A 14639-nucleotide genomic window follows, 5' to 3' on the forward strand; every position below is an offset into this window, starting at 1 on the left:
ATATGTATCAAAAAAACAATAATACAATCATAAATATATAAATTACACAATACCGAGAATCACACCAATCCCTTACAAGCATTGGGTTTTAACATAAAAAACATTACAAAATTGATATTAAATAAATCAATCCCTCTAAAACAAAAGAAGCCACTCAATTGAGTGGCTTCTTTATTATTAATTCAATATCTAATTATTATAAACAGGATTATTCAATATTTCATTTTGCGGAACCATAAAAGTCATCTTTGAATCATCATAACTAAAATTAGTGTTTGCAAAATAAAGGTGATTGCTTCCATAGTTAAAATCTGCCTTATTTCGTTTAATAGCAGCATAAGCTTTCCCTTCACCCCATAGTTCAATACGTGTTTGTAATAAAATCTGTTCTTTTAAGTTATTACCACTTAAATTATCAACGAATGTTACATCTGCAACTCTTACAGCTAAAAATTCTTTTAATATTTCTTTTGCTGCTGCTTCCTGTCCAAGTCTTGCTTTTACTTCAGCATTTAACAAGTACATTTCTTCAACTCTCATAAATACATAATCAGATTCAATGATACGTTGTCCTCCAAAAAGTTTCCCTTTAGCAGAATAAAATTTATTTGCAGGAACAGTATTCTCTTTTCCAATTTTCATTTCTTCTCCTGTTACATCTGTTACAATATTGCTAACAAATTGTTGTTTACGAACATCTTTATCTGATATTGCTTTATACAATTCTGTTGACATACCTTTTGTGTCACCAACATATGCATAGCTGTATGTATAAACATCCATTTGGCCCCACCAAGAAACCAAATCCAAATTGTTCTCTGAAGTCAAAACAGCTCCCCACATCCAGTTAGGGTTACTTGACATTTTATTAAAACCTGCTAATAGTCCATTTTTAGAAGCAAGAGGATAAGCACCACTTAGAATAATGTCATCAGTTAATTTCCCAGCTTCAATTAAAGCATCGTTTGTTCCCTTAGCTGCATAAACATAGGCAAGTATTCCTTTTGTAACCAAGTAATTTACGTTCTTTTCTTTTCCAACTGCACCAGCCTCCTCAAACAATTGAATCGATTCATTTAAATCTTTAATCATAAAATCAAAAACTTCTTGAGTAGTCTTTGCTGCCAAATTTTCTAATACAGGAGCTTCATAAATAGGAAGTAGTTTTTCATTTGCATCATAACCTTTTGTATACATTACAGCAAGATTATAATACATATATGCTCTTAAAGCTTTTGCTTCAGCTAAAACCTTTTTTTCTGTATTTTTAAGTTCCTTTCCATCATATGGTGCAATTACATTATTTGTACCTCGTACCATATAATAATAAAACCTCCAAGGCTTATAATTTTCATTACTTGTAAAGTTGGTTATATTTTGCAAATTAGCAATTCTGCTATACCAACCATAAATTGCACTATTAAGATTTACATCTCCAGCAAGCATATCTGTATAAATGTCAAAACCTTTTTGTCCAAAATCATCGTGTCCAGTTGTTCCACCAGAAAAAGCTCTAACATTATAAGCGTACAAACCATTTAAAGTAGCCGCTCCTAAGTGAGGTGAGTTCTCAGAAACTTTATCTATATCTGATTTTGAAATAGTATCAGTTGCTGACAATTCTAAGAAATCTTTTGAACAAGCTCCAAACATAAGTCCTACGCTTAAAGCTAATAATATTATTTTTTTCATGTCTTTTCGATTAATTAGTGATTAAAATTTAACTTTCACTCCCCCTGTGATTGTAGTTAAAGGAGCATACTGATATGTTGAAGATTGTCCAAATTCAGATGTAGCAGGGTTGAATCCATCACGTTTAGCAAATAAGAATAGGTTGTCTCCTGAAACATAAAAACTTAAGTCTGCTAACCCCAATTGTTTTACAAATAATTTAGGTAATGTATAACCTAAACGAATATTATTAATGCTCAAGAAATCAGATTTAGTTAAGAAACGAGTAGAGGTACCATTTACACTTGCATCAGCATCACTTGAAATTCGAGGTACATCAGTAATATCTCCAGGTTTTTGCCATCTATTATCAATGTCTTTATGCCAATTATTTCCACCTACTTTATCATTATGCATCAAACTTGCATAAGCACTATCATAAGAATAACCTCCTAAACTATAAAGCATTTGAACAGATAACTCCCATCCTTTTAATCCACCACTCAAGTTTATCCCACCACGCACTTTTGGAATAGCAGATTTACCAACATACTGTTGTGTACCTTCAGCATAGTTAAAAGTTTTTTCTTTAGTTAACTGACCCTCTTTATCTGGATTAGCTACTAAGAAATCAGTTAATGAAGCAACATATTGTTTTTCCCATTTCCGTCAGTATAAGTATATGTATACCATTGTGCTCTTCCAGACTCACTGTCAACTCCAGCCCATTCTCTCATATAAAAATCAGCAATTGAATGTCCCGCTGAACGTCCATACAAGCCATCAATATCAAGCACTTTTTCTTGTCCTGTAGAAGGGTCTATTGGCATATTGATTAACTTATTTTTTAAATACTCACCATTGATCGCAATATCAAAATAAGCATCCTTAGTTTGTAATACGTGTCCAACTACATTAAATTCTACCCCCTGATTTCTCAATTTACCATCATTTACTGTCATCAATGCATAACCAGCCGATGGACCTACTCTACGGGTAAAAATTAAATCATCAGTATCTTTTAAATAATAATCAACCGATACATCTAAATATTTTTTCAAACTAACTTCAACACCTGTCTGAAACATTTTTGATTTTTCCCAAGTTAAATCAGGATTCCCAACAACAGATTCATAAATTGCTAAATCACCTCCATAAGTACCAACTTGCCATAAATTCTCTCCTGGATGATTACTCCCAACACCTTGATCTCCTATTAGACCATAACTTGTTTTCAATTTCAAATTACTTATCAAATCTTGATTAAGCATAAACTCTTCCCTTGAAACAACCCAAGACAAACCGACAGAACCAAAAGTTCCCCATTTATCATTTTTAAATCTTGAAGAACCATCACGTCTAATTGTTCCTGATAAGAAATACTTTCCTGCATAATCGTAATTCAATTGCCCGAAATAACTTTCAATAGCATATCTATTTTTGTAACCTGAAGAAGGGCTTGAACTTGATCCATTATTAATTTCAGTACTATTTGGATCAGCCAAATTATTTTTACTTATATCGTTATATCTTGACTCGTAATAGCTATTTTCATGAGCAGCAAGAACTTCAAATCCATGTGCACCAAAAGATTTTTTATAACGTAATAACTTTAACCAGTTATAAGTAAATAGTTCTGTTTTAACCTTAAAGATTGATCCTCCCATTGTAGCAGCAGAACCATAATATCTATTATTTAATCGATCTCTTGTATTATTATAATATTGTCCTCCTACATTAGTTTCAAATGTTAATCCATCTGCAATACTTACAGTAAAAGCAGCATTAGCACTTACTTCATCTCGCGTGGTTCTATCTTTACCATAAGTTGCATCTCCTACAGCGTTAGTTAAAGCACCAAAACCACGTCTGTACCATAATCATACTGATTACCTCCATAAACGTCTTTTACAAAATTTCCATCTTCATCGCGTAAGAATAAAGGATATATAGAAGGAATATTATTGGTAAACCAGAATACACTTCCTGAATCACTTGACTGCCCTGCATTGTTACTTTGTGAGTGTGTATAACCAATGTTCATCTTTGCATCTAACCATTCTTTTGGTTTATGCTGTAAATTTAAACGAGCAGTTAATCTTTCATAATCAGAATTTACTGAATACCCCTCATCTTTTAAATACCCTAAAGAAGAAAAATAAGATGTCTTTTCTGCAGATCCACCCATATTAACATTAGCTTCAATACGTCTTGAAGATTGAAAAGCATAGTCTCTCCAGTTTTCAGGATTATATTTTCTTGTAACTCCTTCACGTATTTTTCCAGTAGCAGGATCGATTAATTCCCCTCCATCTGCTACATTCCACATATTATATCGAGGATCTATACCGTAACGTTGTCCAAATAAATTATTACCTGCCCAAACATTAGCTTGATCATCTGTAAAATTCCCTTTGATTTTACCATAGTTTGTTAATCCTTCATAAGAATACTCCATATACTGTTCAGGAGAAGTTATCACATCATAATCCGGTAATGCTCTCCAGTTAACACCTGTTTTCATGTCAACTTCAATAAATGAACCTGAAGTTCCTTTACCTGTTTTAGTATTAATAATAACAACACCATTAGCTCCACGAGAACCATAAATTGCAGTTGCAGTAGCATCTTTCAATACAGTCATAGAACCAATATCAGCAGGATTAATAGAGCTAATATTTCCAAAGTATGGAACACCATCTACAATATAAAGAGGACTTCTATTACCATTCACAGAACCAAATCCACGAATACGAACAGTAGGTTCGGCACCTGGCTGTCCTGTTGAGGCAATAACACGCACACCTGCTGCTTCACCGGCTAATGCAGCAACAGCATTAGAAACATTCTTTTTTTCAATTTGCTTTGCTTCTACTTGTGAAGCAGAACCTGTAAATGATTCCTTTGTAGCTGTACCATATCCTACTACAATTACTTCGTCCAACATATTGTCTTCAGACATCATTGTCACGTTGTGAATAGGTGTAGCGCCTACTTTATACGTAACATCATTCATTCCAATAAATGAAAATACAAGAACATCTCCTGCTTTAACATTTAAAGAATACTTACCATCCAAATCTGTTTGCGTACCCTCTTGCGTACCCTGAATTACAACAGAAACACCTGGCAATGGCAATCCATCCTCACTCACAACTCCTGTAAGTGTTTTGTTTTGAGCAAATCCCATTTGAAGGCTTAGTACAAATAGGATAGTCAAAAACCAATTAAGTCTTGATTTCATCATATAAATTGATTAGTTAGTAAAACTGATTAACAGAAAAAACTATACCAATAAATCAACAACAAGCAAAACAAAAAAGTTAAAAAACAATAAATAACACAATTAAAACAACCGAAACACTACAATAACAACAAATAATATTTTAAAACATTACCAAATAACAACATCACAAAGCCATTCAATATGTTAATAATTAAAATAGTTAAAATCTTAAATTAAATTAAAAATAAAATCATAATTACAGAAAATAAATCTCATTATACATAATTACACAAACATAAAAGCATAATTAGCGAATAAAAAAGAAACTATTCACTTTACATAATCGCATAAAGCACATTATTTAAAATTGTTCTAATTATTGAAGCGATAGATTAATATTTAAGAAAAATTGCCAAAAGGCTCTTAATCAAGCTAAGCAATTTTACACATTACAAGTGATAATACTCATAAACTACTTATAACATACTACAAAACTGTACTTGAACGAATCTATTTCTACAAAATATAGGGCAAAAAAAATCCCCTTGTAATAGACTCACGTCTACTACAAGGGGATAAATAATTGTACAGTTTTCTAAATTATACTATAGTTTAGTAACCTTTATTTTGATCAATACCTGTTACATTGATTTCCTTTTGAGGAATCGGTAATGCCAACAATGGATTTCCAAAAGAAATAGTATCTCCGTCTATATCATCATTACCTTTAATTGCAGGATTTGATACAGCTCCTCTCCAACGCATTATGTCTTCAAAGTTAAATCCTTCAAACATCAACTCCTTAGTACGCTCAGAACGAACTGTTTTTAAATCTAATGTTTTGAAGATTTGATCATCTTGTTTATCATCAATCAAATAACGTTTTGCAGCAATTTCATTAACATAAGCTAATGCCTTTGCTTTATCTCCATTAGACGCTTCTAAAGCAGCTTCTGCGTAATTAAGCATAATCTCTTCAATACGCATAATTCTAATGTTAGATGTACGAGCAGTATACTTTTTCATATTACGTAAACTTTTATCACTCGTAACGTCTTCTTCCATTACAGTTCTACGAATATCTTCTACTTTTTTACCATCAGCAACAGCTTTAGCATCGAAAATTGCATCAACCTTTGCAGGCATACAAATTAAGTCTCCATATCCTAAAGAACCATCTGTGAAATATACATAGAATAAACTCGCAGTAAATTGGTTATCACTTCCTGTTTGAGTCAATTCAAACAATGAGTTTGTCATAACCTCTTCACTTTTATATCCGTCGATAAATCCAGCACGTGTTGCAACTTGTCTTTTTGAACTATCAATAGCTTTTTCAGAAGCAGTAATTACTACATCATAATAACCTTTATCAAACTGAGATGCAAATAATGCTATACGAGATTTAAAACCATAAGCTGATGCTAAATTAATACGAGCACGAACAGATGAAGTATTCCCACTAACTTTAGGCGTACTTTCTTCTAATAAAGCGATACCTTTTTCTAAATCAGCAAAAATTAATTCTAAGTTTTCCTTAACTGTAGGACGACTAATAGATTCATTAGCATCTCTCGTTGTAGTTTTATAAGGAACTCCCATTCCATTTAGTCCTTTATCTTCAACATATTGTTGTCCATAAACTTTAACCAAATCAAAATGTCCTAAAGCTCTTAAAATATAAGCTTGACCTTTATAGAAGTTAATTAAATCAGCATCACCATTTTTAGCTACAACTACTTGATTTGCTTCAAGTACTCTGTTAGCATTAGTAATAGTTTTGTAAATCTGTTTCCAAGTATCTACAGAGTAGTTATGAGTTGGCTGTACAGTAGCACCAGAAACAGAACCAAAACGTCCTGTAGCATTTGTTGAATACATGTACTGTGATCTTGCCTCAGAAAAAGCAATAATATCTCTTCCGTAATAAGCAGAATTAGTCATACGTGCATAAGCACCATTCAAAGTAGCCAATAATTGATCAGCAGTCTTAATTGGCTCCTCACCATCTTGATAATTCGATTGCTTCGGATCTAACGAACAAGAAGTAAAAGATGTTACTCCAAGCGTAAGAAAACCAGCAATATATAATATTCTAAATAATCTTTTCATTTCTTAAAATTTAACGTTTAAAGTAAACACTACTGATTTTAATGGAGGAGTAGCTAACTCAATGTAACCTGATGAATCAACCTCTGGATCCCATTTCAATCTATTATCTTTAACCCATACAAATGGATTCATTGCTGCCATAGAAATATTAATAGCATCAACTCCGATAGATTTAACAGCTTGTTTGCTTAAATTGTAACCAAATGTTACTTGTCTCAATCTGATATGATCTCCTTTATACAACCATCTTGTACTTGGTGCTGTATATGTAGAAGAATTCGATGTACTTAACTTAGGTACATCTGTAATATCACCAGGTTTTTGCCATCTATCCATTAACTCAGTTGTACCGTTGTAAGTATAAATTGAGTTCTTAGCATTTGAATTTGTAAATTCAGCCCAAGAATCATAAACTGAATATCCAGTTGCAAATGAGAATAAAGCATCTAAATAGAAACCTTTGAAATCAACGTGAGTATTAAAACCTCCAGTTACTTTAGGTAAAGCACTTGTATTTTGGAAACGTTTTTCAGCATCTGAATGAGTAGAAGTTGTACCTCCATCAGCAGTATACCACAAAGGATTTCCTGATTGAAGATCTACACCAGCATACTCAGGCAAATACCAAGTTCCGTAAGGTTTTCCTTCAACAGTTCCAGTGAAACTTGATAACACTTCTAAACGCTCACCTTTAACGATAGGCATACGAGTAACTTTGTTCTTAACAGTACCAACGTTTGCACCTACAGACCAGTTAAAATCATCTCCTCTGAAAATATCAACGTTTAATTCAGCCTCAAAACCACTGTTTGATAAATCTCCAATGTTAGTCCATTGTGAATCATAACCTGAAGTTAGAGATAATGGTACTGCATATAATAAGTCTTTACTCTTACTTTTATAGTAAGTTAAACTTCCTGATAATCTATTATTAAAGAATCCGAATTCAACACCTGCGTCAAATTTCTCTTGTTTCTCCCAACCTAATGGTCCTCCGTAACGAGATGCTAATAAAGCTGACTCATTATTGTAGGTACCTGCAGCAATTTGTTGCATAAATAAGTTAGGGCTGATAGATGAGTTACCAGTTGTACCGTAAGAAGCTCTTAAACGCAATAAACTTACAGCAAAAGCATTTTGCATAAATGTTTCAGAGCTAATATTCCAAGCCCCACCTACTGCATAGAAATTACCCCATCTGTCATCTTCAGAGAATCTTGAAGAACCTTCTCTACGGAAAGTAACATCTAATAAATAACGATTTTGGTAATCATAGTTTAACATACCTAAGTAACTAAACTGTGACCAATCATAGAAATCAGCATGAGCAGTATAGTTTGCAGCTGCAGTACCTAAACTAATCATACCTGGAGGAAGAACCTCACCACGACCTTCTAATTCGTTCAACTTATTTTTTTGGTATTCTACTAACGCTTTTACATTAAAACGATGAGAATCTCCTAAATAAAATTTATAATCTAAAGAGTTTTGCCAAACGTAGTTGAAAATTCTTCTTTCGTTTTGACTTGAAGAACCTTTATAAGCTTTCCCGTCTCCGTGTACTGGATTACTAAATGTTTTATAGTTAGCTAACGTATAATCCAATCCAATTTTTGACTCGAACTTTAAGTTATCTAAAATTTTATATCCTAAACTATTGTTTGAAATAACACGAGTTACATCATTCTCATTTACATTATTTGCCATAGTGTAAATTGAGTTATGTAAACCTGCTGAAGTACTTAAATTTGGTGTTCCATCTGCATTATAAATTGCAGTCCAAGGACTCATAAACATACCTGTTAAGTTAGGGTTAGAAAAATATGCCCCTCCTTCTGGAATACCATTTTGTTTAATATTAGAAACATTTGCACCAACCGTTAAATCAAGTTTTTCGTTTAATTTACGATTCATAGTAAATGATCCAGTTACTTTTCTAAAATCAGAACCGATAACAACACCTTCGTATTTATCGTGTCCTAAACTTGCGTAATAAGAACCTCTCTCATCTCCTCCATTAACACCTAAGCTAATTGAAGACATAATTGCATTTTTATTCTGTACTGCATCTCTCCAATCGTAATTTTGAGATCCATTAGCAACCCATTTAGACAAAACGTTATTTGGTCCATAACCATTTTCGCCCACATACCAGTCTAAAGCTTCATCTTTAGTAAATCCATCTTCTTCACCATAAGCATTATAGTTAGCCTCTAACCATAATTCTTTTTTCTGTTCACCACTTAAAAATTTAGGCCCCTTACGAGCAAAATTTTGAATACCGATAGATGATTTAAAAGTATAAGAAGGTTCACCTCTTTTTCCTTTTTTAGTAGTAATTAAAATTACACCATTACCACCACGTGCACCATAAGCAGCAGTAGCAGCAGCATCTTTCAATACAGTCATAGACTCAATATCATCACTGTTGATTCCAGATAATGCAGATAAACTTGTTCCTTTAGAATCTCCTGATAAGTTCTCAGTGATAATAGGCATTCCATCAATTACATATAATGGTTCGTTTGTCGCAGACATAGAGTTACGACCACGAATTCTAATATTTTGTTGCGCTCCTGGAGAACCAGAAGTAGTAGCAATTTGAAGTCCTGCTACACGTCCTTGTAAAGCTTGGTCAACAGATGCTACTGGAGTTTGAGCTACTACATCTCCCTTAACAGCAACAACGTTACCTGTAACTTCATTTTTAGTTTTAGTTTGACCATAAGCCAATACTACAACCTCTTCTAACATCTCTTCATCTGATTTCATAACAACATTATGAGTAGTAGATGCTCCTACTTTATACTCAATATCTGCCATTCCAATAAATGAGAATGTTACAATTTGTCCTTGTTTTACAACAATGGAATATTTTCCATCGAAATCTGTTTGTAACCCATCTTGTGTTCCTTTAATTACAACAGTAACTCCTGGTAAGGGAAAATCACCGTCAGTAACAACACCAGATAGTGTTTTCGTTTGTGCAAAAGAAATCTGCACAAATAGCACCAGGATTAGTGCTAAAGTCCACTTAAACTTTGATATCATTATTAAATTGAATTAGTTAGTACACAAACTTAAAAAAGTAATCTAAAAACTAACAAACCCTTATGTTTATTAACTTTAAGACACTTTTCAAAGCATAACTAAATACCAACTAAAATACAAATAATGACAAATTGTTACACTTTATATAATATTCTCATTCTAAAACAAACAATTCATCAAATGAAAAAATTAATTTTATCTAAACAAAAAAAATCTCATGTTGCAATTTTTAACATTAAGATAAAAAAAACTAAAACAACCTTTAATTTTAACAACAAAAGCTTCGAGTACCCTTACACAACATTTCATAAAGACTTTTATCTTTGCTCTTCCAAATTACAGATATGTTATTAAAGAATTTTTCTGGACTTATACTTGAAGCCGGAACCGATGAAGCTGGCCGTGGATGTATTGCAGGTCCAGTTACAGCTGCTGCTGTTATATTACCAAAGGATTTTGAGAATGAATTTGTAAATGACTCTAAAAAAATCACAGCTAAACTTCGCTATTCTCTTAGAGAGCTGATTGAAGAAAAAGCACTTACCTATAAGGTAACACATATTTCTGAAGCGATTATTGAAGATCTAAATATTTTACACGCTTCAATTAAGGGAATGCAAGATTCTGTATTGGCTTTAGACCCACAACCAGAGTTCTTAATTGTAGATGGAAATAAGTTTACAGCTATTCCAAATATTCCTCACGAAACAATTGTTAAAGGAGATATGAAGTATCTAAGCTTAGCTGCTGCTTCTATTCTTGCTAAAACATATAGAGACGATTATATGGATAAAATACACGAAGAATTTCCAATGTACAATTGGAAAAAGAACAAAGGATATCCTACAAAAGAACACAGAGACGCTATTAGAAAATATGGTCCTTGTAAATACCATAGAATGTCTTTTAAACTTCTACCTGAACAATTAAAATTAGAATTATAAAAGCTTTATTAAGACCAAATTCGACATTCCTTCGACATTCTTCCCACAGACCTTCGGAAATAAGCCTTTTTTCCGAAGATATCCCGAACGAATGTCGAACTTATCTCGAGCTTAATCCCAATCACACATAAAGCTATGTCAACTATATGTTACTCTTTGTATAAAATAAATATCAAAAAAAAAGCTCCTCTTTAAATTAAGAGGAGCTTTTGTATTTTATAACTGTAAGGATTATGAAAAAATCTTATTTACAGCATTAATTGTATAATCTAAATCTTCATACGTTAATGCATCAGTAATAAACCAAGTTTCGTATGATGATGGAGCAATATATACTCCTTCAGCTAATAAGCCATGGAAGAACTTTTTAAATGTGTCATTATTTCCAAAACCTGCTGTTTCAAAATCGACTACTTCTTTTTCATCAAAGAAAACAGAAATCATTGATCCTACTCTGTTGATTGTAAATGGTACATTATTATCAGTAAGTACTTTTCGCATTCCTTTTTCAAGATAAGCTGTTTTTTCTTCTAAACGATTAAACAACTCTGCATCTTTATTTATCTCTTGCAACATTGTTAATCCTGCAGCCATAGCTAATGGGTTTCCTGACAATGTACCTGCTTGATAAACTGGTCCTACTGGTGCTAAGTAATCCATAATTTCATTTCTTGCCGCAAAAGCACCTACTGGAAGTCCTCCTCCAATAACTTTTCCGAAAGTAACAATATCTGCATTTACACCAAATAACTCCTGAGCTCCTCCTTTAGATAAACGGAATCCTGTCATTACCTCATCAAAAATCAAAAGAGCTCCATATGTATTACATAATGCTCTTAATCCTTCTAAAAATCCTTTTTGAGGAGGCACACACCCCATATTTCCAGCAACTGGTTCTACAATGATTGCTGCTACTTCCCCTTCATTAGCTTTTAAGATTGACTCTACATTTGCTAAATCGTTATAATTAGCTAATAATGTATCTTTAGCCGTTCCTGCTGTTACACCAGGACTATTCGGAGAACCAAAAGTAACAGCACCACTACCTGCTGAAATCAAAAAAGAATCAGAGTGTCCGTGATAACATCCTTTAAACTTAATAATCTTCTCACGATCTGTATATCCTCTTGCTAAACGAACAGCACTCATACAAGCCTCTGTCCCAGAGTTCACAAATCTAATTTTATCAATATTAGGAACCATAGAAACAGCTAACTCAGCAATCTTTGTTTCGATTTCTGTTGGCATTCCAAAAGAAGTACCCAATTTAGCTTTTTCTATTACTGCTTCTACTACAGGAGCATAAGCATGACCTAAAATCATAGGTCCCCAAGAATTTATATAATCAATTAACCTGTTACCATCTTCATCGTATAAATAAGCACCTTTAGCTTCTTTTACAAAAATTGGAGTTCCTCCTACAGATTTAAAAGCTCTTACAGGTGAATTCACCCCTCCTGGAATTACTTTTTCAGCCTCTGCAAAAAGCTTACTACTTCTTTGGTATAACATATTATTTTAATTTTAAAATTTGTCCGATTGAAAGTGATGTACTTGATAACTTATTTATCTTTTGTACTTGAGCTACTGTCATATTATATTTTTTAGAAATAGAATATAACGTTTCTCCTTTTTGTACTACGTGTTGGTTTCTCTTAGACGCAACCGTAGGTTTCTTTGTTTCTTTTACTGGAGTAGTTGATTCTGAAACTACAGCAGCAGCAGTTGATCTTTTACCAACCACTTCAATATCGTAATCATATAAAGAATAACGTTCTATTATACTAATTAACTTATCTGCATAACGTGGATCAGTAGCGTAACCAGCCTTTTTAAGTCCATGCGCCCAACCTTTATAATCATCTTTCTCTAATCTGAATAAATCATTATAACGTGAACGACCAACTAAAAAAAGCGAATGGTCTCGATATGATTCTTCTGGATTAGCATATTTTCTAAAACATTCGTCAGGAGCATCGTCTGTATGACGTACTGACTCACCTTCCCAACCTTGGTGGCATTTAATTCCAAAGTGGTTATTTGCATTTCTACTTAATGTTCCTTGTCCTGATCCTGATTCTAAAACCCCTTGAGCTAAAGTAATACTCGCTGGAATACCATGATCAGTCATATTTGATTTAGCTACATCTTTATATTTAATGATATAATCTCTAATCATATCAGTTGTTACACTCAATCTCGAAGTAGCTTCTAAAATCTCACGTTCCTCTTTTTTGCGCTCTACCTCAACTTTTTTCAGTTGTGTTCTATACTGTGTCTTAGACACTAATTCCTTCTCTTTAATTTTTTTCCCTGTTAATGTGCTCTTTTTGCTTCCACAGTTAACAAATAAAACAATACAAAATAAAAAGCCGATTTTTCTTAACATAAATAAATGTTGCTAATTTTTAATTTTACTACTCCACCCTTGTAATCCACCTGTGTGAATTGCAAGTATTTTACTTCCTTCTTTAAAGTAACCTTCTTTAATTTTCTGAATCACTCCAAACATCATTTTCCCAGTATAAATAGGATCTAAAAGGACTCCTGTTTCTTCTTGAAAATGCTTTATAAAATTGATTAACTCATCTGTATATTTAGCATAGCCTCCAAAGTGATAGTCTAATATTAAGTCCCAATTTGTTCTATCGGTATACAGTTTTATATCGTTATATAAGAAATCTCCTTTCAAAGCAGGAAACCCTAATACAGTTTGATGTGCTTGTGAACTATTAATAATTCCTGCTATAGTACCCCCTGTTCCTACGGCAGTACAAACATAATCAAAATCACAATCTGTTGGTTTTAAAATTTCTTCGGTGCCTCTTATAGCTTCACTATTTGTACCTCCCTCAGGCACTAAATAAAAGTCGCCATATTGAATACGTAAACGATTAATCACTTCTTCTTCGCTTTTTAATCTGTAATCTGAACGCGATAAGAAACCGAGTTCCATTCCGTCATCTACAGCTTTACTTAAAGTATGATTATCCTTGTACTTCGTTGCCAACTCTTCACCTCTAATAATCCCTATTGTATCAATACCGCAAATTCTACCTGCTGCAGCTGTAGCAGCAATATGATTTGAATAAGCACCGCCAAATGTCAATAGTTTATTATATCCTAACTCTTTTGCTTTAGCTATATTGTATTTTAACTTTCTAAATTTATTTCCAGAAACCTCTTTATGCAATAAGTCTTCTCTCTTAATATATAACTCAATATCATATGGCAATTCTATTGCTATATGTTGGTTATACACATTTTCATTATCAAACATTGTTTCTATTTTTATTTAAAAAAGCAAATGATTTTCTGCTTTGCAGATATGTAAAATCACTTTCAAAACTATATGCTTCTTTTTCAAAACAAATAGCTTTATAAGCTTCTCTGACATCTTTTTTATTAATTAAGTTCCAAAAAAAAGATAGGATATACCAAAGGTAAAAAAACACAACTAAAAGTTCTATTTGTTGTTTTAAATGTATCCTCTCGTGATTTAACAACACCGCATCCTGCTTCATCTCTTGAGAACGCAAAAATATAAATGGAAAAAGCGTTATTCCATCATAATTCTTAGGCACCATAAATCGACATACAACAACCATCTTCTTTAATTTAGATTTAAGAATTCT

At 32.8% G+C, this 14639-nt stretch carries 8 protein-coding genes and 1 pseudogene; 1 reads left to right on the forward strand and 8 read right to left on the reverse strand.

What is annotated here, in order from left to right; genetic code table 11:
- Positions 1-189 precede the first annotated feature (189 nt).
- The 4 genes and pseudogenes from GQS07_RS02400 to GQS07_RS02415 form a co-directional block, all read right to left on the reverse strand.
- A complete protein-coding gene (locus GQS07_RS02400; RefSeq protein ID WP_158209456.1) occupies positions 190-1692 on the reverse strand; it encodes a RagB/SusD family nutrient uptake outer membrane protein in 1503 nt (500 codons plus the stop codon).
- A gap of 21 nt (positions 1693-1713) precedes the next feature.
- A pseudogene (locus GQS07_RS02405) lies at positions 1714-4918 on the reverse strand (SusC/RagA family TonB-linked outer membrane protein).
- Between the two features lie 591 nt (positions 4919-5509).
- The gene (locus GQS07_RS02410) at positions 5510-7009 is read right to left on the reverse strand and encodes a RagB/SusD family nutrient uptake outer membrane protein (RefSeq protein WP_158209457.1); all 1500 of its coding nucleotides are present in this window, start codon (positions 7007-7009) and stop codon (positions 5510-5512) included.
- 3 nt (positions 7010-7012) lie between these two features.
- Positions 7013-10060 (reverse strand): SusC/RagA family TonB-linked outer membrane protein, encoded by a 3048-nt coding sequence (locus GQS07_RS02415; protein WP_158209458.1) that lies wholly within the window; start codon positions 10058-10060, stop codon positions 7013-7015.
- A gap of 344 nt (positions 10061-10404) precedes the next feature.
- Between GQS07_RS02415 and GQS07_RS02420 the strand changes: the two genes are divergently transcribed.
- A complete protein-coding gene (locus GQS07_RS02420; RefSeq protein ID WP_158209459.1) occupies positions 10405-11004 on the forward strand; it encodes a ribonuclease HII in 600 nt (199 codons plus the stop codon).
- A gap of 231 nt (positions 11005-11235) precedes the next feature.
- Here GQS07_RS02420 and hemL read toward each other — a convergent pair whose 3' ends face one another.
- Genes hemL through GQS07_RS02440 form a run of 4 tightly spaced genes read right to left on the reverse strand, consistent with a single transcriptional unit; the run spans position 11236 to position 14612 of the window.
- Positions 11236-12516 carry a glutamate-1-semialdehyde 2,1-aminomutase gene (gene hemL, locus GQS07_RS02425; protein ID WP_158209460.1) on the reverse strand — a complete coding sequence of 427 codons (1281 nt, stop codon included), beginning with the start codon at positions 12514-12516 and terminating at the stop codon, positions 11236-11238.
- A 1-nt stretch (position 12517) separates the two neighbouring features.
- Positions 12518-13393: a glucosaminidase domain-containing protein gene (locus GQS07_RS02430; RefSeq protein WP_158209461.1), complete on the reverse strand. Its 876-nt coding sequence runs from the start codon at positions 13391-13393 to the stop codon at positions 12518-12520.
- 12 nt (positions 13394-13405) lie between these two features.
- Positions 13406-14284 carry a 1-aminocyclopropane-1-carboxylate deaminase/D-cysteine desulfhydrase gene (locus tag GQS07_RS02435; RefSeq protein ID WP_158209462.1) on the reverse strand — a complete coding sequence of 293 codons (879 nt, stop codon included), beginning with the start codon at positions 14282-14284 and terminating at the stop codon, positions 13406-13408.
- Positions 14277-14612 carry a hypothetical protein gene (locus GQS07_RS02440; RefSeq protein WP_158209463.1) on the reverse strand — a complete coding sequence of 112 codons (336 nt, stop codon included), beginning with the start codon at positions 14610-14612 and terminating at the stop codon, positions 14277-14279. Before GQS07_RS02440 ends, GQS07_RS02435 begins: the two co-directional genes overlap by 8 nt.
- Positions 14613-14639: the final 27 nt, after the last annotated feature.

Source organism: Myroides phaeus, from assembly GCF_009799805.1.
GTDB lineage: Bacteria > Bacteroidota > Bacteroidia > Flavobacteriales > Flavobacteriaceae > Flavobacterium > Flavobacterium phaeum_A.